This window comes from Dyella acidisoli, assembly GCF_030160295.1.
GTDB lineage: Bacteria > Pseudomonadota > Gammaproteobacteria > Xanthomonadales > Rhodanobacteraceae > Dyella_B > Dyella_B acidisoli.
In genome coordinates, this window is sequence record NZ_BSOB01000061.1 from 114,655 (window position 1) to 137,335 (window position 22,681).

The following is a 22,681-nucleotide window of genomic DNA, read 5'->3' on the forward strand; positions in this document are numbered from 1 at the left end:
CTACATCGTTGCGCCTTGCTTAGACCACGCGGCGCGGTTGGAAATTCCGTACTGCTTGCCTGAAAGTGCGCAAGGATTCATGGGTAGGTTCCAGGGTGGCGTAACGCAGTTCGATATAGCACCTCATCAAATGATCCAGTTCCGCACGTTGACCGGGCAGCGCACGGCAAGCTCGGCGAAGGAAATGCTGCGGCCCTTCGCTGCGTCTGCGTGCAACCCCTGCGTGCGCAAGTTTGCGTTCCAAGGAACGCATGGCCGCGAGAGCGGGGTCGCCTTCCGGTCGACGCCACAACGCCCAGAACAAGCCTGCTGCGCCGAACACGGCCACGCTGATCACCAGCAGTTTCACCAACATGCCGGTGTCCACGTCGCGAACGCCGAACGGCGTCAGCAATCCACGCTGACGTAGTGCGTCAAAACCGACAACGCTTTGGTTCCACCATCGGTTGACGATGTCCCATTGATTGCGGAGCGATTGAAGCGTGCCCGATTTGTACCACGGCAACTGGCCGGCAGCGGCACTGGCAGCACCCATTGAGATGCGTTGCGGACGCACCGCGGCGGTGGGGTCCACGCGTACCCAGCCGCGTCCTTCCAGCCACACCTCGCTCCAGGCATGCGCGTCGGCATTGCGTACCAGCAGGTACTCGCCCAGCTTGTTCCAGAACCCGCCCTGGAAGCCGGTGACCACGCGTGCGGGGACGCCGGCCGCACGCATCAACACGGTAAAAGCAGAGGCGTAGTGCTCGCAAAAACCTTCGCGCGTGTTGAACAGAAAGTCGTCGATAGCGTCGCGTCCCAGTGGCGCCGGCAGCAAGGTGTAGCTGAAGCCTTCGTTGTGGAACATGTTCAAGGCAGCCCGCACGATGGCAGCGTTGTCGCGGCCGTAAAGCTGCCGCCATTGGGCGGCGAGTGCATGGGTGCGTGGATCGAAGCCAGTGGGAAGCTGCAAAGCGTGGATGCGTGTGGTGATGTCGAGGTTCGCCTCGAATCGGTAGCGCACGGCAGAACTGAGTTCGTATTCCCGTACTTCGTCGACCGGCTTGTCCGCAAAGACTTCACCGTCCGCACGTGTTTGCGAATCGGCCGGTGCGCGCAGTGGTACGTCCAGCGTCGGCAGCACGTGCTGGTGCGTGGGCTCCAGACTGATGCGGTAGTTGATTGTGGCACCGGCTTCTACGGGGATGGTTGTCGTAGGCGGACGATCGATCCGCTTCCAGTCCTTGCCGTCGTAATCCCACATGACGAACGCGCGGAAATAGCGCTGCCCCTGGTCCGGTGGCGGGCCGTCGAAGCTTACGCGCATGGCAGCGCTGTCGTCGGTGAGCAGCTCGGTGAAGTCGCTCGGCGACATGTGATCGCTCAGCCCGGTTTTCGCCGTCTGCTCGTTCGATGTGCCCCACAGTGGCGTGCTCAATCGCGGCACGAGCACGAATGCGGTCAACGCCAACGGCAGCGATGCGGCAAGCAAGCCGAAAGCGGGCACCAATTGACGTGGCAGGGAAGGGGATGTTTGCGTGGGTTCAAGCGAACGCCACGTGGTCAAGGCCGGCAGCAAGCCAAGTGCCACCACAGCGGTGGCTACCATGCTTTGCCCGAACAGCAATGCAGCCATCAACAGGAAACAAGCGAAGGCTGCGGCAACGCGCGCATCGCGCGGCGCTTCACTTTCGGTGAGCTTCAACACCAAGAGGCCCGCCGCGAGTGCCGAACCCGGTTCGCGTCCGAACAGATTGCCGTATTCGAGCACGACCGCGCTGACCAGGAACACCAGCATCGGTACTTTCAACCATGCTGGTACACGGCCAGGACGATACCTTCGCTGCCACCAGCGCAGACCGAGCGCCACAAACAGCGAGCCGGTCAACCAGATCGGAAGATGATCCGCATGCACGGCCAGTACGAAGGCGGTGGTCAAGCAAAGCAGATCGAATGTGCGCTCGCTGATCCGCACGTGGGTTTGATGCTTTCGCCAGAAACGCATCATGGCAGCAGTGCCAGTGCGCTCATGCAGCGCGCGTAGTGCGATGGTCCGCCACCGATGCCGATGACTTCACTCGGCAACCACAGGCTCCATTGCCGCCCTTGCGCGAGCGCTTCGCCCGACCAGCGGGCAAGTCGCGCGATACGCGCTTCGTTGTCCAAGCCTCGCATATGTCGCCAATCCAGGCGCCATTCCTGTCGTGCCTCGGGTTGCTCGTAATCCTTCACTAGCAGGTTTTCATGGCGCGCGCTGGCCTTCCATGCCACGTGACGCATGGAATCGCCGCTGCGGTAATCACGCAGCGAAGCGAGGTCTTCGCCTAGATGCAGGCGTTGCCTGCGATGGTCTTCCAGTGGCAAGGTCGGGCCTGGGCCGGCGATTTCCGGTCGCGGCCATACCAGCACCGCGTAGTGCGGGTTCACCCAGCTCCATGCGCGAAACAAACCCATCGGCCAGGTTGTCCATATACGCAATCGCGGAATAGCCAGCCAGCCGCGCTGTTCGGTGGACATGCTGATGGTGACGTCGGTACGACCGTTGACATCGAAAGATTGGGTTGCATCAGCGATATCCAGCCGTACGGCCTGGCGCAAACGCCTGGCTTCGAAATCAAACGTGACGTCGATCGGTTGTCCCGCCATTGCGTGACCAGCGCGCACGCCGCGAATACGCAAACCATTCAAGGTGCGGAACGCCACCAGCATGCTGATCGATGTGGCCGCGCCGAGCAGACAGGTGAGCATCAATCCCGCGTTGTTCGAATAGTTCAAGCTGCCAACCATCATCACCAGCAGCAGCAGCGTGAATGCCACGCCGAAACCGGTGGGTACGATATAGATGCGCCGTCGATGCAACTCGATCGGCAGTTCTTCTTGGCGGCGATGACGGGTGAGCGCCGGCAAACGTTGCTCAGCCCATTGCTGTAGGCGCTGCCACTGCGTGAGTAGTGACACGTTGCCCTCAGTCGACCGCGACTTCGCTCAAGAGAGTGCGAGCCAAGGTATCGCCGTTGGCGCCACGTGATGCCACCAGGCGATGTGCTGCAAGCGGAACGAACAGCGCTTGCAGGTCTTCGGGCAACACGTGGCCACGATCGCTGAGCATGGCCCATGCGCGCGCCGCCGCCAGCAACGAAAGACCGGCGCGAGGTGATAAACCTACGCGGATTTCCGGATGTCGGCGGCTTGCTGCCAGCAAGGCTTGCAGATAATCGAGCAACGCCGGGCTGACCGTGATCGTCTTGGTTTGCCGGTTCAATGCTGTGAGGCTTGCTGCATCCAGTTGCGGCGTGAGGTGTGAGAGCAGGTCGCGTCGATCTGTGCCGATGAGCAGCTCGCGTTCGGCGCTGGCGTCGGGGTAATCCAGTGACACGCGCAGCATGAAGCGGTCGAGTTGCGAATCGGGTAGCGGGAACGTGCCGGCGAGATCCAGCGGATTCTGCGTGGCGACCACGAAGAACGGATCGGGCAGGGCATGCGTTTGTCCATCCACGGTGACTTGCCGCTCGGCCATCGCTTCCAGCAGCGCGCTTTGTGTTTTCGGCGTGGCGCGGTTGATTTCATCCGCCAGCAGCAAGCCGGCGAACACTGGGCCAGGATGAAAGCGGAACTGCCCCGTCTCGCGCTCGTACATGCTGACCCCGATAATGTCGGACGGCAGCAGGTCGCTGGTGAACTGCACGCGTTGGAAATCCAGTGCGAAACTTGCTGCCAGCGCATGCGCCAGCGTGGTCTTGCCGACACCGGGTACGTCTTCCAGCAACAGATGGCCGCCTGCGATCAGGCAGGTAAATGCCAGCTTGACCTGGCGTGCCTTGCCGAGCAGCACTTTGTTGACCTGGGCGATGGCGGCATGAAGACGCTTTTGCAGATTTTCATCACGAAGCGGGGTGATGGCTGACATGGGTTTGTGGAAGCCGAGGACAGATGGGGAAGTCGACGCCAGTGTAGTCGCCAGCCTTGCGCGCTGGCGAGCGGCATTCGTCACGGCATTCTTGTGTCTGCTGCTGGTCAAGCTGGCGCTTGTCTCGACGGTGCAGCCGTTTGGCGATGAAGCGTTCTATTGGCAGGAAAGCCGCCATCTCGCCTGGGGCTATAGCGACCTTCCGCCGCTTACTGCATGGTTGATCTGGCTGGGTGAACAGGTGGCCGGGCATGGCCTTCTAGGTATGCGTTGGCCGTTCCTCGCGCTGGGTAGCGCATTGCCGTGGCTGCTGGTGTGGTTCGGTCGGAGTGCCTTTGATGCGCGCACCGGCTGGCAGGCCGGGCTGCTTTGCCTCGTGCTGCCGCTGGCTGGCAGCTTGGGCGTGATGGCGATGCCGGATGTGCCGCTCACCGTGGCCGGTGCGGTTGCCATGATCGCGCTGCTGCGTGCGATGGATGAAGACCGTCTACGCGATTGGTTATGGCTGGGCATGTCGCTGGCGTGTTGTTGGATGAGCCATTACCGCGCAGCGATGTTTCTGCTGGCCGGACTGTTGCTGTTTTTGCTTACACCGCGAGGTCGTATGCAATGGCAGCGGCCCGGTTTCTGGCTCGCGATGGTGATTGCTGCGGTGGGGCTGGTGCCGCTGGTGATTTCCAATTTGCAGCAGCATGGCGCGGGCGTCATGTTTCAGTTAATCGAGCGCAATCCGTGGCGCTTCCACGCTGATGCGTTGGTGCAGCCACTGGAACAGGCAGTGACCTGCACGCCGCTGCTGTACGCTTGTCTGCTATGGGCAGCGTGGCAATGCTGGCGCCGACGTCAGGCTGGCGGTCCGTGGGATGTGCTTGCCTTGCTGTCGTTGACCTTTGTTGTCATCTATTTCGTTGCAGGGCTATTTGCCGACAACCAGCGTTTTCGGCTGCATTGGCCACTACCGGGCTATTTGCCTTTGCTTGCGGCCTTGCCTGCGTTACTGAGTCAAAAAGAGGGCGTTCGCGTATGGCGCGTGATGGCGGTGTGCGGAGCGGTGCTCGCGTTGGTCGTGCAGTTGGCAGGGTTGCTCTCGGTCTATCCAGGCGCAGCACAGTGGCCTGGCATAGCTCGTGTCGTGCCGATGGCCTTTGTCGGTTGGAAGGAAAGTGCCGACATGGCGAAAACGCAGCTCGCTAAGCAGCCAGCGTTGTTGGTTGCGGACAACTTCATGATGGCAGCGGAGCTCGATTTCCAATTCGATGGCCGGCGCGAGATCTATACGCTCGACAATCCGCTCAACGTGAAATACGGACGTGCACCGCAAGTGGCTTTATGGGGAATGGATGAGGCCGCGCTTCATCGCATACATCCTGGTGCATCTGTTCTGCTTGTGGTCGATGAGTATGCAGCGCGCGGACATGAGCGTGCAGTGTGGCTGGATTCGTTGTGCGAACGCATTCAACATCTTCAGCCGGTGCAGCGATTGCGTTTATTCGAAGGGCGCAAGAGCGTTGCGTTCTATCGTGGACAGGTTGCGAGCGTGATGCTGAAGGATGATGGGCATCTGGATGACTGCGTCGCGTTGCGGAATTACCTGACGCAGTAGGTCGGGGTGCATATCAAGGCACAGCCATGCCCGCATCGCGTAACAACTTGGCCAGCGCAATCAACGGCAATCCGATCAAGGCTGTTGGATCGCTGTTGTCGATGCGCTCGAACAGGCTGATGCCGAGTCCCTCGCATTTGAAACTGCCTGCGCAATCCAGCGGTTGCTCACGCTCGATGTAGCGGCTGATTTCTTCTGGCTGCAACTGACGGAATTGCACCAGGGTGAGATCAATATAGGGATACTGTTGCCCACTATCCGTATCGAACACGCACACGGCAGTGTGGAAAGTAACCGTTCGGCCGGAGCAGGCGCTGAGTTGTGCGTGGGCGCGCTCTACGGAACCTGGTTTTTCCAGCAGTACGCCATCAAGTTCGGCGACCTGGTCGGAACCAATGACCAACGCATCGGCCAGGCCTGCTCCGGCTGCCATGGCTTTGGCGGTAGCCAGCCGGATGGCGCGCACTGCGGGCATTTCGCTGGCCAGTTCGATTTCCTCGGTTCCGGGTGCCCGCTGCTCGAACGCCAAGCCCAGCCGGCGCAGCAGGTCGGCGCGGTAACGGGAGGTGGAGCCGAGCACCAGCCGTCGCTGATGCGTCATGGATGCGTATCCTGGCGAATGTGCTCGCGCATGGCAGCGTCCAGGTCATCCTGGGCTTCACCCAGCGCATCCAGCAGCGGACGCAGACGGTCGCGGGTCTGGCCCATGGCCTGGACGGCAGCGTCCAGCTCGCTCTGGCTGGCGGTGGGCGCACGGTCGCGGATCCAGATGCGCTGCTGCAGCAGGGCGCGCAGGCCGGCATCTACAGCATTGGCAGCTTCCTGCTCGCTGGCGGCGGGCAGATCCGGGTTTATGGACATCACGGCATGGGCCTGCTTGAGCTTGATCCGGCAGGACTTGAGGTCGGCTTCAACCCGGTCGGCCAGCTCCAGCAGGCGCTTGAGGCTTGCGGTGCGTCGATTCATACGGCGCAGCAGCAGGGCGCCCGCCAAGGCGACGACCAATAGAACGACTATGATGGCCAAGCCGATCGTAAGGTAGGTATCCAAGGGGTAGTCGGGCGAGGCTTAGGACGGGTGCAGTCTGCCGCATACGCCCGATTCAGGCAAAGCGACAGCCGAGGCTTTGTGATGGGTTGCGCGGTTGACTTAACCTCCCGGGAAACTTACTATTTCCCGGTTATGTCCGCGACACTGCCAGAGTCTGTGGACGCTTGGCGCATGGTTTCCGCGCGGCGTTCGTTCCAGGGGTCACTGCCCATCGCCGCAATGCCTCGCCTCTGCGAAGCACTGGCGGATGATGCAGGTTTGGCCCAGTACCAGCTCGACTTCGGTCGGGATGAGTTCGGCACTGCCTATGTCGATGTTCGCGTTCAGGCGCCTTTGTCGCTGGTCTGTCAGCGTACGCTCGATCCGTTCATCATGCCCGTCACGGTGGAAAGCCGTCTGGGCTTGATCCGTTCCGAACGCGAGGAAGCCTCGTTGCCGGCGGGATGCGAGCCGTTGCTGATCGCCGAGGACGACAAGCTGAACCCGATCGATGTGATCGAGGACGAACTGTTGTTGGCGCTGCCGCTGGTGCCGGTCAATCCGGACAGTGCGTTGCCCGAAGATGTCACACGCCCGCCGGCGGAACCGATTTCCGCCGAAGAGCGTCCCGATAACCCGTTCGCGGTGTTGCGCGAACTCAAGAAGAAATGATTTAGCTGGAGAAACCATCATGGCTGTTCAAAAGAGCCGCAAGACCCCGTCCACCCGCGGCATGCGTCGCTCGCACGACAAGCTGAGCACCGTGCAGCTGGCCACCGATCCGACCAGCGGCGAAGTGCATCGTCGTCACCACGTGACGGCCGATGGCTACTACCGCGGCAAGAAGGTGATCGACACCAACGTCGCAGCAGTGGAAGAAGACTGATCCATCGAAACCTTTCAGGTTTCGTCAGGCAAGCGGCGCGGCGACGCGCCGCTTTGCGTTCTTAGGAGCCTGTTCGATATCTCAGCGTGGTTCGCCTGGCCTGTGAGTGGCCGTTAGGTGGTCGCGCGTGGCGCGGCGCCATACTCGCTGTCTGATCAAGCTGCGTGCGGCCGCATAGCGGCTACATAATAGGCTAGGAGGGCTGCGGGGAGATATTGAGCAGGCTCTTTATGCGTTTGCGTGGCGCCTATTGAACGGCTCGTCACGGCAACGTAACGTTGCGGTCTTGGTGTTTGGATCACCCACCCGTCAGGCGGATGGCATCGAGCACCTTCGCCCGTTGATGGATATTCAATGACCCAGATCTACGCCCGCATCGTCGGCACCGGCAGCGCTCTGCCGGAGCGCATTCTCACCAACGCCGATCTCGAAAAGTTCGTCGACACCAGCGACGAATGGATTCGCGAACGCACCGGTATCCGCCAGCGCCATGTCGTTGCCGAAGGGGAAACCACGGGTGATCTGGCCACGTTGGCTGCTCAGCGCGCACTCGATGCCGCCGGCGTCAAAGCTTCGGAACTGGATCTGATTGTGCTGGGCACCACCACGCCCGACATCATTTTTCCGTCCACCGCCTGTCTCGTGCAGCACCGTCTCGGCGCGAACGGTTGCGCGGCGTTTGACGTGAATGCTGCGTGCTCCGGTTTCGTTTACGCGTTGGGCATAGCGGACAAATTCATCCGCAGCGGCCAATCGAAGAAGGTGCTGGTGATCGGCGCCGAAACGCTCACTCGCATGGTTCGTTGGGAAGAACGCGAAACCTGCGTACTGTTCGGCGATGGTGCCGGCGCCGTAGTGCTGGAAGCGTCCAGCGAACCGGGTATCTACGCCACCTGCCTGCACGCAGACGGTGGTTACAAAGAATTGCTCTGGAATCCGGTCGGTGTTTCAGTCGGTTTCAAGGATGACGAACCCAACCATGGTGTGCACATCCGCATGTCTGGCCGCGAAGTGTTCAAGGTGGCGGTGAAGACGCTCGACTCGCTGGTCGAGGAAACGCTCAAGGCAGGCGGTATGGATGCTGCGCAACTGGATTGGCTCATTCCGCACCAGGCCAATTTGCGCATCATCGAAGCCACGGCGAAACGTCTGAACATGCCGATGGATCAGGTGATCGTTACTGTCGACAAGCACGCCAATACCTCCGCCGGCTCCGTGCCGCTTGCGCTGGATTTCGCCGTGCGCTCGGGCAAAGTGAAGCGCGGCCAGAATTTGCTGCTGGAAGCCTTTGGCGGCGGCTTTACCTGGGCATCGGCGCTATTGCGCTACTGATCTGTTCGCTACTGTCTTGTCTGCGTCGAAATTGCCGGGACGTCCATACGTCCCGGCTTTTTTTGTCGATAAAAAATAGAATGCGTTCAAGCTTTTAGAGCAGCTGTCATGAATACGGCTGCGCACGGCGCACATTGCTGGCACCATTCACCGTTTCGTTCGTTCACAAGACCTCTCACGCATGAGCCAGAACGTTCCATCACTCGCTTTCGTCTTCCCTGGCCAGGGTTCGCAATCGGTCGGCATGCTCGCCGAACTCGCCGCCGTCCACACCGAGGTGAAATCCACATTCGACGAAGCCTCGCAAGGTGCGGGTATCGATCTGTGGGCGCTCAGTCAACAGGGACCCGAAGATCAGCTCAATCGCACCGAAAACACGCAGCCGGCACTGCTGGCGGCGAGTGTCGCGGTGTGGCGGGTATGGCAGACGCTAGGTGGTGCGCAGCCGGCGCAGTTGTCCGGACACAGCCTGGGTGAATACAGCGCACTGGTTTGCGCGGGAGCCTTGTCGCTGCATGATGCCGCGGCGCTGGTCGCCGAACGTGGTCGCCTGATGCAGGCCGCCGTGCCTGCCGGAGTGGGCGCAATGGCCGCGATTCTCGGTGGCGATGATGCATTGATCGCATCGGTGTGCGAGGACGTTGCGCAAGGGCAGGTCGTGGCACCGGCCAATTACAACTCGCCTGGCCAATTAGTCATTGCCGGTCATGCCGAAGCCGTGGATCGCGCATTGGCGAAACTGGCCGAACAAGGCGTCAAAAAAGCGGTGAAGCTGGCTGTCTCGGTGCCATCGCATACCGCGCTGATGCGCGACGCGGCTGACAAGCTCGGCGAGCGCATGGCATCCATCGCGTGGCAATTGCCTGGCATCCCAGTGGTGCAGAACGCGGAAGCACGCGCCTACAGCACGTTGGAAGACATCCGCGGCGCCCTGCAGCGCCAGTTGTACCTGCCGGTGCGCTGGACCGAATGCGTGCAAACGCTAATTGCTGGCGGTGCCACACGCTTGGTCGAATGTGGTCCGGGCAAGGTACTGGCAGGGTTGATCAAGCGCATCGACAAGAGCGTCGAAGCACGCGCGATCGGTACTTCTGCGGAGCTCGATGCCACGCGCGGCGAATGGGTCTGATTTTTTATCCTTGAACAGCTGCACTGAAGGAACACGAGATGAGCACATTGCAAGGTGAAATCGCATTGGTGACTGGCGCCAGCCGCGGCATCGGTGCCGCGATTGCAGATGAACTGGCGGCCATGGGCGCCACGGTCATCGGCACTGCTACTAGCGAAGCGGGCGCCGCAGCGATTGGTGAGCGTCTTGCGCCGCACGGTGGCCAAGGGCGCGTGCTCAACGTCACCGATGCAGCATCGGTGGATGCGCTGATCGATGACATCACCAAGCAGCGCGGCGCAGTGTCGATCCTGGTCAATAACGCCGGCATCACGCGCGATCAGTTGCTGATGCGCATGCGCGACGAAGACTGGCAGGCCATCCTCGACACCAACCTCACTTCGGTTTATCGCCTGTCCAAAGCAGTGATGCGCGGCATGATGAAGGCCCGCAAGGGCCGCATTATTTCGATTGCGTCGGTGATCGGCCTTACCGGCAATCCGGGCCAGTCCAATTACGCAGCGGCGAAGGCCGGCATCATCGCTTTCTCCAAATCGCTCGCGCGCGAGATCGGTTCGCGCAGCATCACCGTCAACGTGGTGGCGCCGGGCTTCATCGATACCGATATGACCCGTGGCTTGCCGGAAGAATCCAAGCAAGCGCTGCTGGGCCAGATCGCTCTGGGCCGATTCGGCGAAGCCAGCGACATTGCCAAGGCGGTGGGCTTCCTGGCGTCGCCCGCAGCCGCCTATATCACCGGCGAGACGCTGCACGTAAACGGCGGCATGTACATGCCTTGAGCGGGGCTCATACCTCGTCCAGGCTTGAAAAGGACGCAGTCAGCACAAGCTCCAGTCGGGCGACTGCTTGTCCTGTTTGAAATCCGTTAGCGCCACGGGAACCTGCTGCAACCCGAAAGTCGTCATGGAGCCCGTTTTGGGCGACAATCGACGCCTTCGTGCCAAGCGCAACCGTGGCCGACGTTCCTGGCATATAATTGGCGGCTTCGCGGCTTAGCCACTACAATGCCGCAGACTTTGCCGGTCCAAAGGCCGGCAGACAGACCATTTCCCCTTGGGAGGCAAAGGCAACATGAGCACCATCGAAGAACGCGTAAAGAAAATCGTCGTCGAGCAGCTTGGCGTGAAAGAAGATGAGGTCAACCCGAACTCTTCGTTCGTAGACGATCTGGGCGCGGATTCGCTGGACACGGTCGAGCTGGTGATGGCGCTCGAAGAGGAATTCGAAACCGAGATTCCCGACGAAGAAGCCGAGAAGATCACGACCGTGCAGCAGGCCGTCGATTACATCAAGGCCCACACCAAGGAGTGATCCGCGTGGCGGGGCGAAGCACACGCGTCCCATGCCTCCACGTAGTGATATCGGAAGCTGCGCCACCTGGGCGCAGTTTTCGTTTCTGCAATTTGCAACGTCCGATCCCGTATGGTGTGCAGGTCGGCGCGCATCGCGATACGTGGAAAGTGATGCTTGAGAGCTGACCTTTCCCGAACCAGCTAGGAATTCGATCCATGAGCAAACGACGTGTGGTAGTGACCGGCATGGGCATCATTTCGCCGGTCGGCAACGACATCGCCACCGCCTGGAACAACATCCTCAAGGGCGTCAGCGGCATCGGCCAGGTCACGCACTTCGACGCCACGACGTATGCCACGCGCATCGCCGGTCAGGTGCGCGACTTCGATCCGGCGCAATGGATCGCGCCGAAAGAGATCAAGAAGATGGACCCGTTCATCCACTACGGCATCGCTGCTGGCACACAGGCCTTGCGCGATTCCGGGCTGGAAGTGACGGAAGCAAACGCACCGCGCATCGGCGTAGCCGTAGCAGCGGGCATTGGTGGTCTGAACACCATCGAAGACACCTCGATCGAGCTGCATGAGAAGGGGCCGCGCCGCGTGTCGCCGTTCTTCGTGCCTAGTTCGATCATCAACATGGTGTCGGGTCACCTGTCGATCATGTACGGCCTGAAGGGCCCGAACATCGCCTGCGTGACTGCGTGCACCACGGGTACGCACAACATCGGCCTGGCCGCGCGCATGATCCAGTACGGCGATGCGGACGTGATGATCGCCGGCGGCGCCGAGTTCGCCACCACGGGTACAGCCATGGCTGGCTTCTGCTCGGCCAAGGCCATGTCCACGCGCAACGACGACCCGACCAAGGCGAGCCGTCCGTGGGACAAGGATCGTGACGGTTTCGTACTGTCCGACGGCGCTGGCGTGCTGGTGTTGGAGGAATACGAACACGCCAAGGCGCGCGGCGCGAAGATCTATGCCGAGCTGGTTGGCTTCGGCATGAGCGGCGATGCGTATCACATCACCGCACCCAGTGAGGGTGGTGAGGGTGCAGCGCGTTGCATGGATGCCACGCTGCGTGACGGCCAGATCAATCCCACTGATGTGCAGTACATCAATGCGCACGGCACCTCCACGCCGCTTGGCGACCTGGGCGAAGTGCTGGCAGCCAAGAAGGTATTTGGCGATCACGCCTACAAGCTTGCGATGAGTTCGACCAAGTCCACGACGGGCCATCTGCTTGGTGCCGCCGGTGGTGTGGAAGCGATCTTCACCATTCTCGCTATGCGCGATCAGGTATTGCCGCCCACCATCAACCTGGACGAGCCCGGCGAAGGCTGCGATCTGGATTTCGTGCCGCACACCGCGCGCGAGGCGAAGATCGATGTTGCGATTTCTAACTCGTTTGGTTTTGGCGGTACGAACGGTACGTTGGCATTCCGGCGTATCTGAGCAGGGTAGCTCCCTTCCTGGGAGCTGCACTTCTCCTCGCCGTCATTCCTGCTTTCGCGGGAATGACGGCGAGGAAACATCATCGATTCGCGGATACTGAGACCCGTTGCAGTGAACTGCGTGATTCGCACGTTTCCCGGCCGACGCGACCTCCTCGCGCCGGCCGCTGCATTTCCGGAGCGCTACCCCGCTTTGCTGGAAAGCGTGACACGCGGCAGTGCGCATGCGCGCTACGACATCCTGTTCGCCTTCCCGCAATCTACGCTGACGCTCACATCCGACGGCAAGGTGCATGAACCCGACGGGCGCGTGCATGCCGGTCTTTTCCTCGATGCACTCGACACGGCCTGGCGCGCGGAACGTTTACCGCAAGCCACCGATGATGGTCTGCCGTTTCACGGCGGCTGGGTGATGCTGCTTGCGTATGAACTCGCTGCTGAAATTGAGCCCAGGCTGCAGTTGCACCGTTCGGAAACGTTGCCAATAGCATTGGCAGTGCGCTGTCCGGCGGCAATCATCATCGATCATCTGCGCGAGCGCACCATTCTGGTCGCGGAAGCCGATCAAGCTGCCTTGCTCGATGCGATGGAAACCGATCTTGCTGCCACACCGATCATCGGCGAGCTCGCCGCTCCGGCGGCGATCGAAGAAGATGCGCCCTCGCAATTCCTGGATGGTGTCGCGCGCATCCACGAGCATCTGCACGCTGGCGATATATTCCAGGTCAATCTTTCACGCGCATGGCGCGCTCGCTTCGAACGAGCGCCTTCAGCAGGCAGCCTCTATGCCGCCTTGCGTCGCGCCAACCCCGCACCCTTCGCCGGGCTGCTGCAGCAGAAGGAGTGGGCGGTGGTCAGTTCATCGCCAGAGCGCCTGGTCGAAGTACGCAGAGGCATGGCGCAAACGCGCCCCATCGCTGGCACGCGACCGCGGGTAGAAGGCGACGACGATCTGGCGCGCATTCGCGAACTCACCGCGCATCCCAAGGAGCGCGCCGAGCACGTGATGCTGATCGACCTGGAGCGCAACGATCTCGGTCGCGTGTGCAAGCCCGGCACAGTGGAAGTCAACGAGCTGATGGTGGTGGAAAGCTACGCGCACGTGCATCACATCGTGTCGAATGTGCGTGGACGTTTGCGCGAAGGCGTCACGCCTGGGCAGGTGATCGCGGCCACGTTTCCTGGCGGCACCATCACCGGCTGTCCCAAGGTGCGTTGCATGGAAATCATCGCCGCGCTGGAAGACGCGCCACGTGGCGCCTACACCGGTGCGTTGGGCTATCTCGATCGCAACGGCGATCTGGATCTGAATATCCTTATTCGCACGCTCACCTTGCATGGAAATGAAGTGAGCATGCGCGCAGGTGCTGGCATCGTCGCCGATTCCGATGCGGCAAAGGAACTGGACGAAACCCGTGCCAAGGCACGTGGCATGTTGCGTGCGCTCGGAGTGGCCGGCTGATGATGCTGGTCAACGGCCAGCCAAGCGATAGCGTATCTGCGCTCGATCGCGGGCTGAGCTACGGCGATGGTTTGTTCGAAACGATTCGCTTCGAAAACAGCAAGGCGCCGTTGTGGGGCCGGCATATGCAGCGTCTGGCACTCGGTTGCGAGCGTTTGCGCATACCGATGCCGGATGGGGAGCTGCTTCGGCAGGAGGCGCAACAGGTCAGCGCCGGGCTGCGGGAGTTCGTCCTGCGCATTACGTTGACGCGAGGCTTGGGCGAGCGCGGCTATGCACCACCGGCCGTCGCTGCGCCGACGCGTATCGTCGCGGCATTTACGATGCCTACGATATCCAATGCTCTCTACATCCACGGCATTCGCCTGCATCGCTGCAAAACGATGTTGGCCGATCAGCCGCTACTGGCCGGCATCAAGCATCTCAATCGCCTGGAGCAGGTGCTGGCACGTGCCGAATGGAATGATCCCGCGATCGGCGAGGGTCTGGTCTGCGACTATCGCGGCAACGTCGTCTCAGCGACCGCCGCCAATCTGTTCGCCGTTGTCGACGGCAAAGTGGTCACGCCGGCGGTGAATCGTTGCGGCGTGGCCGGTGTGGCCCGCGGCGCCATGCTCGATGCGTTACCGGATTGCCAGGTACGGGATCTCCCGCTGGATGAGGCCCTGAGTGCATCGGAACTCTTCCTCAGTTCCAGCGTTCGCGGCATCCTGCCAGTTCAGGCCGTGGGCGATACCGTGTACGCTCCCGGTCCGGTCGTTCGCGCCATGCAGCAGCATTGGTGCGTGCTAGGTTTCCCGACGGAGCAGGCATGATTCGAGGCGTTACACAAACGGGGCGTGTGCGGTGGCGTCTGCTGCTGTTGATCCTGGTGCTGGCATTCATTGCCGCAGCCGGATGGTTCTGGCGCGACTTCACCCGCTTTGCCGTCACGCCGCTGCGCATCAGCGCCACGGGTGAGAGCGTCGATATCGAACGTGGCACCAGCTTCAAGGACATCGTGCATCAATTGCGCGGGCAGGGGCTGACCACGTCTGCCCCGTTTTATTGGCGACTGTTGGCCGAACGGATGCACGTTGCGGGGCGTCTGCATGCGGGCGAATACGCCCTCACGCCTGGCATCACGCCGGAGCAACTGCTTACGCAGATGGCACAAGGCAAGGTGATGCACCGCGACGTCACCATCGTCGACGGCTGGACGTTCCGCGATGTGCTGCAGGCGCTGGCCAAGGCCGACAAGCTGAAACACGAAACCACCGGTCTCGATGACGCCGCCATCATGCAGAAGATCGGTGCGCCGGGCGAGAAACCCGAAGGGCGCTTTTTGCCGGAAACTTACGCCTATGTAAAGGGCGATAGCGATCTGGATGTATTGCGCCGCGCGCACGACGCTATGGATAAAACGCTGGCGGCACTGTGGGCGCAGCGCGATCCGAAGCTGCCACTGAACTCGCCATACGATGTGCTGATTCTTGCTTCGATTGTCGAGAAGGAAACCGGTCGTGCCGACGAACGTCCACGCATTGCTGGTGTTTTCATCCGCCGCCTGCAGATGAATATGTTGCTGCAGACCGATCCCACTGTGATTTACGGCATGGGCTCCAGCTACACCGGCAACATCCATAAAAGCGATCTGACCACCGATACGCCTTACAACACCTATACGCGGCCCGGTTTGCCACCGACGCCGATTGCCATGCCCGGCAAGCCGGCGATCGAGGCAGCATTGCATCCGGCGTCAGGTGACGCGCTGTACTTCGTGGCGCGCGGCGACGGCACGCACGCGTTTGCCAGCACGCTGGACGAACAGAATCGCAACGTGGCCTGCTATCAATTGAAGCGCTGCCGATGAGCGAACGCGGACGTTTTATCTCACTCGAAGGCGGCGAAGGTGCGGGCAAGAGCACCCTGCTTGCAGGTCTGCATGCGCATCTATTGCAACGAGGTGTGCGCTTGTTGCAAGTGCGTGAACCTGGTGGCACATCGCTGGGCGAGGCGATCCGTTCGATTGTGCTCGATCCTGCGCATCCGGCGATTAGTGCTGAAAGCGAGTTGCTGCTGATGTTCGCCTCGCGCGCGCAATTGGTGCGCGAACGCATTCAGCCTGCACTGGAAGAAGGGCAGTGGGTGCTGTGCGATCGCTATGTGGATGCAAGCTATGCGTATCAAGGTGGCGGGCGCGGCCAGCCAGTAGAGCGTATCGCCGAGTTGGAGCGTTGGGCATGCGCGGGCGTGAAGCCGGATCTCACGCTGCTGCTGGATTTGCCCGTGTCGACGGGCCGCGCCCGTGCTGCAGGTCGAGGCGCCGCCGACCGCATCGAGATCGAAGCCGATGCGTTCTTCGAGCGGGTGCGCCATGCGTATCGCGAGCGTGCGCAGGCTGAACCAGAACGTTTTCGAGTGATCGATGCCAGCCTTTCGCCGGGGCAGGTGCTGCAGGCGGCGATCGCGGCCACGGACCCTTTGTTCGAGGCGAGCTGATGAGCATTCCATCCTGGCACATCGAGCTTTGGTCACGTTTGCAGGCGCGCCGTCAGCGCGATGCCTTGCCGCATGCCTTATTGCTGTGTGGTCCACAGGGACTAGGTAAGCGCGATTTTCTCCGCCGCTTCGTGCGCGGATTGCTATGTCAGCGTCCCGACAACGGCGATGCATGTGGCACGTGCCGTAGCTGCCTGCTATTCGCTGCCGGCACACATCCGGATTACGTAGCGTTGAGCTACGGCTTGCGCAAGGATGGCGTGCAGCGTTCGGAAATCGTGGTTGATCAGATTCGTGAGCTGTCTGCGCGGCTTGCTACAGCAAGCCAGTTTGGCGGTTGGCAGATCGCCAGCATCGATCCCGCGGATGCGATGAACGTTGCGGCGGCAAATGCCTTGCTGAAAACACTGGAAGAACCCGCTTCGCAGACCATGTTGATTCTGGTGGCGGATGCGCCGTGGCGCATGCCTGCCACCATCCGCAGCCGCTGCCAGCGCATCGATTTCCAGTTGCCCCAACAGGACGAATCGCTGGCTTGGTTGCAGGAAGCCGGCGTGCGCGACCCGCAAGCGGCGTTGGCCGCAGCGGGCGGCAATCCAGGGCTTGCACGCATCTGGTCGGAAGAGGGCTCGCTTGCGCAGCGGCAGGAAGTGCGCAAGGACCTTGCCGCGTTGGCCTCCGGCCGTGGCGACGCGATGGCCATGGGCAAGCGCTGGCTTGAGGATGTGCCCGAGCAGCGCCTGTGGTTTGCCGCGCAGGCTGTCGCCGATGAAATGCGCGCGCGCGCTACTGCGCAATCGACGCCGCTCGCCAGCACGCTGGATGGCGAAGACCTGATGGCCTGGTACCACGCTGCCAATCGCACGCGCGAGGCGTTACGCGGTCCATTGCGCGGCGATCTATTGCTGCTGGAGTTGCTGGGGCGCTGGCGCTGATGCCGGGATGGCCCGTTTCAGCGCAGACACGTCTGTTGGTGATCGCACCGCATCCGGATGACGAAACGCTGGGCTGTGGGTTACTGCTGCAGCAAGTGCTAGCAGCCGGAGGCGACGTTCGCATCATCTTGATGACGGACGGAGACAACAATCCCTGGCCGCAGCGTCATCTGGAACGACGCTTGATCATCAATGATGTTGCGCGCCGCCGCTGGGGTGCCAAGCGGCGTGATGAAGTGATGCATGCGCTGAAGCAATTGGGTGTGCCGGCTTCAGCGTTGCATCCTCTCGGTTGGCACGATATGGAAGTGACCCGTCGCCTGAGCGACGATCTAACCGGTTCGATTGCCGCGATTCGCGCAGTGCTGGAGGCGTTCCAGCCCAACCTCGTTTGTGGACCGGCGCTGCGGGACAGTCATCCCGATCATGGTGCAGCGCATGTGCTGGTTAGACTTGCGCTTGCAGGCATGGATCAGGCTCCCGCATTGCTTGCCTATCTGGTGCACGGCGCGGGCGATGCGCCCGATTGTCCGCTGTTGATCGAAGCCGTGGCGGAGCAGCAGCCACGCAAGCTGCAAGCACTGGCTGAACATCGCACCCAGATGACCTTGAGCGGCAAGCGCATGCGTCGCTTGGCGCTTAGTCCCGAGCGCTATATGCAGGTCGATACCCAGGTGGGGGATGGGCGGCTGCCGTGGCGCCCACCCGCGGTTTTGCACCGTTGGTTGCGTTTGCTGGTGGCTACGCCTGCCGGTGTCAGGGACTGGCCGTGGTTGGAGGCTCCGCTGGTGCGCGATGCGGATGGCTCGTTTCGACTGGAAGGGGCGGCGTGCAGGCCCGTTTTCGTGAAGCTGCACCTGGATTGGCCGTCCCCCTGGATCTTCGATCACTGGGGGTGGCGGGAGATAACGACCACTCTCCCTCTTCACGGAGAGGAAGAGATTGGTCCAAAGCTGGGCTGACAGCGCTCACTTTGCCAACTGCACCTTTGCACACCGTGGATGGCGTGGTTAGGATGTACCTCTGTCATTCGCTGATGCCGTCCACATGAACCCGGTCGCCGCCCGTCAGGGCATCATCTCGCTGAAATTCAAGGATACGGCTGCGCTGTACAACGCATACATGCCGTTCCTGAAGCATGGCGGCCTGTTTGCACCCACCGCGCAGCGCTATTCGCTGGGCGACGAAGTGGTTCTGCTGATCAGCCTGATCGACGAAAGCGAGCGCCTGTCCGTCGCCGGCAAGGTGGTGTGGATCACCCCTATCGGCGCACAGGGCAATCGCACGGCCGGCATCGGTGTGCAGTTCAATGATTCCTCCGACGGCGAGGCCGCACGCGGGCGCATCGAAGCATTGCTCGCCGGCGTGCTCAATTCCGAGCGCGCTACTCAAACGATGTAACAACCGTTTGGCGGAGTGGTTCCGCGATGCGCGGCAAGCTGATTGCGCGCAAAAGTAGTCGCGTGTCTTAGCAGAGTTATTGAACGATCCGGCCGCGACTTAGCATTTACTGCTCTTATTGCAAGAAATATCCCATGGTGCGCCACACAAGGCTTGTCGGCCCACCCATGCCCACTGATACAATGTCGCGATTCCCGGGCCTGTCCCGAGGATTCGAGCTCCTGCATCTGCATCCTACAGAGCGGGACAGCCCGCTGAATTGAACTTCCGGACCGTTTGCCCCGACGGCCGCTGATGCACTCATGTGGTGCGGAGGTAAGTTAAACCGTGCTTGCCGAATACTGGCCCGTTCTCCTGTTCCTCGGCGTAGCCGGTGGATTGGGTATCGTCCTCCTGATCATCGGCCTGCTGGCCGGTCCCCGTCGTCCGGAGTCGGAAAAGCTTTCGCCGTACGAGTGCGGCTTCGAAGCCTTCGAGGATGCGCGCATGCAGTTCGACGTGCGCTACTACCTCCTCGCCATCCTCTTCATCATTTTTGATCTGGAAATCGCCTTCCTCTTTCCGTGGGCGGTGGTGTTCCAGCACATCGGCATTGTGGCGCTGATTGAAATGGCGCTGTTCCTCTTGTTGCTGGTGGTCGGTTTTGCTTACGTGTGGAAGAAGGGAGCGCTGGAATGGGAGTGATCTCCTCCATTGATCGGGTGATGCACAACCCGCAGCCGTTGAACCTGGTGGACGATATTTTGCGTCCGGCCGGAGACAACCCCGTCATCCAACGCGGCGTCGTCACGACTTCGGTCGATGCCCTGATGAACTGGGCGCGTACTGGTTCGATGTGGCCGATGACCTTTGGTCTCGCCTGCTGCGCGGTGGAAATGATGCATGCCGGCGCCGCGCGCCTGGACCTGGACCGCTACGGCGTGGTGTTCCGCCCAAGTCCGCGCCAGTCCGACGTGATGATCGTGGCCGGCACGCTGGTCAACAAAATGGCGCCTGCACTGCGCAAGGTCTACGACCAGATGCCCGACCCGAAGTGGGTGATCTCCATGGGCAGCTGCGCGAACGGCGGTGGCTATTACCACTACTCATATTCAGTTGTGCGCGGCTGCGATCGCATCGTGCCGGTGGACATCTACGTGCCGGGCTGCCCGCCCACGGCCGAAGCCTTGATCCACGGCATCTTGCAGTTGCAGAAGAAGATTCGTCGTACCAGCACCATCGCGCGTTCCTAAAAGGCGCAGTCAGTCATGAGTGAAATGCAAACCAACTCGCTGGCCGAGCGGCTTGCCGCGCGATTCGGCGACAAGCTCACCATCTCCGTCAGCCATGGCGCTGTCACGGCGGTGGTTGAAGCAGCCAACTTGCTGGCCGTTGCCACTGCGCTGCGCGATGAAGCCGGCTTTCGCTTTAGCGAGGCGGTCGACCTGTGCGGCGTCGACTACCTCGGCTACGGCCAAACCGAATGGGATACCACCGACGTCTCCGGTAACGGTTTCTCGCGTGGTGTTGAAGGCGAGGCGATCGGCCGCTTCACATGGGCAGATCGTCCGCGCGATGTATCGATCCCCAAGCGCTATGCATCGGTGTTCCACCTGCTATCGATCGAACTTAATCAGCGCTTGCGCGTACGCGTGTTTTGCGATGACAACGATCTGCCCGTAGTGCCCTCGCTCACAGGCCTGTGGCCGGGGCTGGACTGGTTCGAGCGCGAATCGTTCGATCTGTTCGGAATCATCTACGAAGGCCATCCGGATCTGCGTCGAATTCTTACCGACTACGGTTTCGTCGGCCATCCGTTCCGCAAGGACTTCCCGCTGATCGGCAACGTGGAAGTGCGCTACGACCCCGAGCAGAAGCGCGTGATTTACGAACCCGTGTCGATCGAACCGCGTGTGCTGGTGCCGCGCGTGATCCGCGATGACGCCGACTTGATTCAAGCGAAGGCGGAAGCCGCCGACCATTGGCGGGAGAACTGAGCATGGCCGCGCAAGAAATTCGCAATTACACAATGAACTTCGGTCCGCAGCATCCAGCCGCGCACGGCGTGCTGCGTCTGGTGCTGGAAATGGATGGCGAAACCGTCGTTCGCGCCGATCCGCACATCGGTCTGCTTCACCGTGGTACCGAGAAGCTGGCGGAATCCAAGCCGTTCAATCAGTCGATCGGCTACATGGATCGTCTCGACTACGTGTCGATGATGTGCAACGAACACGCCTACGTGCGCGCCATTGAAACCCTGCTGGGTATCGAGGCGCCGGTTCGCGCGCAATACATCCGCACGATGTTCGACGAGATCACCCGCATCCTCAATCACTTGATGTGGGTGGGTTCGAATGCGCTGGACCTTGGTGCGATGGCGGTGTTCCTGTACGCCTTCCGCGAGCGTGAAGAGCTGATGGACTGCTACGAAGCGGTCTCCGGCGCGCGCATGCACGCCACGTACTATCGCCCGGGCGGCGTCTATCGTGATCTGCCAGGCAAGATGTCGCAATACCGCGAATCGCCCTGGCACAAGGGCAATGATCTGAAGCGCTTGAACGCATGGCGCGAAGGTTCCATGCTCGATTACCTCGACGCCTTCACCGCTGACTTCTCGAAGAAGGTCGACGAGTACGAAGAACTGCTCACCGACAACCGCATCTGGAAGCAGCGCACCGTCGGCATCGGCGTGGTGTCGCCCGAAATGGCCCAGCAGTGGGGCATGACCGGCGCCATGCTGCGCGGCTCCGGTATTGCCTGGGATCTGCGCAAGAAGCAGCCCTATGCGAAGTATGCCGATGTGGACTTCGACATCCCGGTCGGTGTCAACGGCGACTGCTACGACCGTTACCTGGTGCGCGTGGAAGAAATGCGCCAGTCCAACCGCATCATCAAGCAATGTGCGGATTGGCTGCGCGCCAATCCGGGCCCGGTGATGGTGGAAAACTTCAAGGTCGCGCCACCCAAGCGCGAGGCCATGAAGGAAGACATGGAAGCGTTGATCCATCACTTCAAATTGTTCACCGAAGGCTACGGCGTGCCGGCGGGCGAAACCTATGCTGCGGTCGAAGCGCCCAAGGGCGAATTCGGTTGCTATCTGGTTTCCGACGGCGCCAACAAGCCATTCCGCGTGCACCTGCGCGCACCGGGCTTTGCCCACCTGTCGTCGATGGACGCCGTCGTACGCGGCCACATGCTGGCTGACGCGGTAGCAGTGATCGGCACCTATGACCTCGTGTTCGGCGAAGTCGATCGCTGAGCCCGGAGGATAAGCACACATGAAAGCCACCGGAAATTACGAGCAGGTCAAGCACATCGATCCGCTCGTCGTGCTCACCGAGCATACGCGTCATCACATCGATCACTGGCTGGGCAAATTCCCGCCGGATCGCAAGCGCTCCGCGCTGATCCAGGCGCTGTTCGCCGCGCAGGAACAAAACCACGGCTACCTCACCGACGAGTTGATCACCGCCGTCGCCAAGTACATCGACGTGCCGGCCGTGTGGGCCTACGAGGTCTCTAGCTTCTACTCGATGCTGGAAACCAAGCCGGTTGGACGCAACAACGTCGCCGTCTGCACCAATATCTCGTGCTGGCTCAACGGCGGTGAAGACCTGCTGCGCCATTGCGAGAAGAAGCTTGGCATCAAGGCAGGCGAAAGCACGTCGGACGGCCGCGTGTACCTGAAGAAAGAAGAAGAGTGCATCGCTGCCTGCGTGTATGCGCCGGCGATGACGGTCAATGGTCACTACCACGAGCGTCTCACGACCGAAAAGGTCGACGAGATTCTTGACGGTCTGAAATAAGGGCAG

Annotated in this window: 25 protein-coding genes; 20 read left to right on the plus strand and 5 right to left on the minus strand. The window is 61.3% G+C overall.

Features of this window, described 5'->3' with window-relative positions; genetic code table 11:
* Positions 1–19: 19 nt before the first annotated feature.
* Genes QQJ86_RS21285 through QQJ86_RS21295 form a run of 3 tightly spaced genes read right to left on the minus strand, consistent with a single transcriptional unit; the run spans position 20 to position 3,886 of the window.
* Entirely contained in the window at positions 20–1,984 is a 1,965-nt protein-coding gene (locus QQJ86_RS21285; RefSeq protein WP_284323138.1) for a transglutaminase TgpA family protein, read from the minus strand.
* Positions 1,984–2,937 (minus strand): DUF58 domain-containing protein, encoded by a 954-nt coding sequence (locus QQJ86_RS21290; protein WP_284322985.1) that lies wholly within the window; start codon positions 2,935–2,937, stop codon positions 1,984–1,986. Before QQJ86_RS21290 ends, QQJ86_RS21285 begins: the two co-directional genes overlap by 1 nt.
* Before the next feature lie 7 nt (positions 2,938–2,944).
* Entirely contained in the window at positions 2,945–3,886 is a 942-nt protein-coding gene (locus tag QQJ86_RS21295) for an AAA family ATPase (RefSeq protein ID WP_284322986.1), read from the minus strand.
* Between QQJ86_RS21295 and QQJ86_RS21300 the strand changes: the two genes are divergently transcribed.
* Positions 3,876–5,489, plus strand: a complete 1,614-nt coding sequence (locus tag QQJ86_RS21300; RefSeq protein ID WP_284322987.1) for an ArnT family glycosyltransferase — start codon at positions 3,876–3,878, stop codon at positions 5,487–5,489. The genes QQJ86_RS21295 and QQJ86_RS21300 overlap by 11 nt on opposite strands.
* A gap of 13 nt (positions 5,490–5,502) precedes the next feature.
* On the opposite strand, the gene QQJ86_RS21305 is transcribed toward QQJ86_RS21300, so the two are convergent.
* Both QQJ86_RS21305 and QQJ86_RS21310 read right to left on the minus strand, forming a co-directional pair.
* Positions 5,503–6,090, minus strand: coding sequence for a Maf family protein (locus QQJ86_RS21305; protein WP_284322988.1), 588 nt, complete (start codon positions 6,088–6,090; stop codon positions 5,503–5,505).
* The gene (locus tag QQJ86_RS21310; RefSeq protein WP_284322989.1) at positions 6,087–6,539 is read right to left on the minus strand and encodes a hypothetical protein; all 453 of its coding nucleotides are present in this window, start codon (positions 6,537–6,539) and stop codon (positions 6,087–6,089) included. The genes QQJ86_RS21305 and QQJ86_RS21310 overlap by 4 nt, the downstream gene beginning before the upstream one ends.
* Before the next feature lie 171 nt (positions 6,540–6,710).
* On the opposite strand from QQJ86_RS21310, the gene QQJ86_RS21315 reads away from it, so the two are divergent.
* The 19 genes from QQJ86_RS21315 to nuoE all read left to right on the plus strand — a co-directional run bounded on the left by QQJ86_RS21315 (position 6,711) and on the right by nuoE (position 22,675).
* Positions 6,711–7,190 carry a YceD family protein gene (locus tag QQJ86_RS21315; protein WP_284322990.1) on the plus strand — a complete coding sequence of 160 codons (480 nt, stop codon included), beginning with the start codon at positions 6,711–6,713 and terminating at the stop codon, positions 7,188–7,190.
* A 19-nt stretch (positions 7,191–7,209) separates the two neighbouring features.
* Positions 7,210–7,404: a 50S ribosomal protein L32 gene (rpmF, locus tag QQJ86_RS21320; RefSeq protein WP_284322991.1), complete on the plus strand. Its 195-nt coding sequence runs from the start codon at positions 7,210–7,212 to the stop codon at positions 7,402–7,404.
* Positions 7,405–7,758: 354 nt separating this feature from the next.
* The gene (locus tag QQJ86_RS21325; protein WP_284322992.1) at positions 7,759–8,736 is read left to right on the plus strand and encodes a beta-ketoacyl-ACP synthase III; all 978 of its coding nucleotides are present in this window, start codon (positions 7,759–7,761) and stop codon (positions 8,734–8,736) included.
* 181 nt (positions 8,737–8,917) lie between these two features.
* Positions 8,918–9,865 carry an ACP S-malonyltransferase gene (gene fabD, locus QQJ86_RS21330; RefSeq protein WP_284322993.1) on the plus strand — a complete coding sequence of 316 codons (948 nt, stop codon included), beginning with the start codon at positions 8,918–8,920 and terminating at the stop codon, positions 9,863–9,865.
* Positions 9,866–9,903: 38 nt separating this feature from the next.
* Positions 9,904–10,644, plus strand: a complete 741-nt coding sequence (gene fabG / locus QQJ86_RS21335) for a 3-oxoacyl-ACP reductase FabG (protein ID WP_284322994.1) — start codon at positions 9,904–9,906, stop codon at positions 10,642–10,644.
* 292 nt (positions 10,645–10,936) lie between these two features.
* Entirely contained in the window at positions 10,937–11,176 is a 240-nt protein-coding gene (acpP, locus tag QQJ86_RS21340) for an acyl carrier protein (RefSeq protein ID WP_284322995.1), read from the plus strand.
* Positions 11,177–11,373: 197 nt separating this feature from the next.
* Positions 11,374–12,612, plus strand: a complete 1,239-nt coding sequence (gene fabF / locus QQJ86_RS21345) for a beta-ketoacyl-ACP synthase II (RefSeq protein ID WP_284322996.1) — start codon at positions 11,374–11,376, stop codon at positions 12,610–12,612.
* A 111-nt stretch (positions 12,613–12,723) separates the two neighbouring features.
* A complete protein-coding gene (locus tag QQJ86_RS21350; protein ID WP_423372800.1) occupies positions 12,724–14,073 on the plus strand; it encodes an aminodeoxychorismate synthase component I in 1,350 nt (449 codons plus the stop codon).
* A complete protein-coding gene (gene pabC, locus QQJ86_RS21355; protein ID WP_284322998.1) occupies positions 14,073–14,888 on the plus strand; it encodes an aminodeoxychorismate lyase in 816 nt (271 codons plus the stop codon). The genes QQJ86_RS21350 and pabC overlap by 1 nt, the downstream gene beginning before the upstream one ends.
* Entirely contained in the window at positions 14,885–15,925 is a 1,041-nt protein-coding gene (mltG, locus tag QQJ86_RS21360) for an endolytic transglycosylase MltG (protein ID WP_284322999.1), read from the plus strand. The genes pabC and mltG overlap by 4 nt, the downstream gene beginning before the upstream one ends.
* Positions 15,922–16,554, plus strand: a complete 633-nt coding sequence (tmk, locus tag QQJ86_RS21365) for a dTMP kinase (RefSeq protein WP_284323000.1) — start codon at positions 15,922–15,924, stop codon at positions 16,552–16,554. The genes mltG and tmk overlap by 4 nt, the downstream gene beginning before the upstream one ends.
* Complete coding sequence (holB, locus tag QQJ86_RS21370; protein WP_284323001.1) at positions 16,554–17,489, plus strand: DNA polymerase III subunit delta'; 936 nt, start codon at positions 16,554–16,556, stop codon at positions 17,487–17,489. Before tmk ends, holB begins: the two co-directional genes overlap by 1 nt.
* The gene (locus QQJ86_RS21375; protein ID WP_284323002.1) at positions 17,489–18,451 is read left to right on the plus strand and encodes a PIG-L deacetylase family protein; all 963 of its coding nucleotides are present in this window, start codon (positions 17,489–17,491) and stop codon (positions 18,449–18,451) included. Before holB ends, QQJ86_RS21375 begins: the two co-directional genes overlap by 1 nt.
* 85 nt (positions 18,452–18,536) lie before the next feature.
* Entirely contained in the window at positions 18,537–18,890 is a 354-nt protein-coding gene (locus tag QQJ86_RS21380) for a PilZ domain-containing protein (RefSeq protein ID WP_284323003.1), read from the plus strand.
* 327 nt (positions 18,891–19,217) lie between these two features.
* Positions 19,218–19,574: an NADH-quinone oxidoreductase subunit A gene (locus QQJ86_RS21385; protein ID WP_284323004.1), complete on the plus strand. Its 357-nt coding sequence runs from the start codon at positions 19,218–19,220 to the stop codon at positions 19,572–19,574.
* The gene (locus QQJ86_RS21390) at positions 19,565–20,122 is read left to right on the plus strand and encodes a NuoB/complex I 20 kDa subunit family protein (RefSeq protein WP_284323005.1); all 558 of its coding nucleotides are present in this window, start codon (positions 19,565–19,567) and stop codon (positions 20,120–20,122) included. The genes QQJ86_RS21385 and QQJ86_RS21390 overlap by 10 nt, the downstream gene beginning before the upstream one ends.
* Before the next feature lie 15 nt (positions 20,123–20,137).
* Positions 20,138–20,866: an NADH-quinone oxidoreductase subunit C gene (locus QQJ86_RS21395; protein ID WP_284323006.1), complete on the plus strand. Its 729-nt coding sequence runs from the start codon at positions 20,138–20,140 to the stop codon at positions 20,864–20,866.
* Between the two features lie 2 nt (positions 20,867–20,868).
* Entirely contained in the window at positions 20,869–22,128 is a 1,260-nt protein-coding gene (locus QQJ86_RS21400) for an NADH-quinone oxidoreductase subunit D (RefSeq protein ID WP_284323007.1), read from the plus strand.
* Positions 22,129–22,147: 19 nt separating this feature from the next.
* Positions 22,148–22,675, plus strand: a complete 528-nt coding sequence (nuoE, locus tag QQJ86_RS21405; RefSeq protein WP_284323008.1) for an NADH-quinone oxidoreductase subunit NuoE — start codon at positions 22,148–22,150, stop codon at positions 22,673–22,675.
* Positions 22,676–22,681 lie beyond the last annotated feature (6 nt).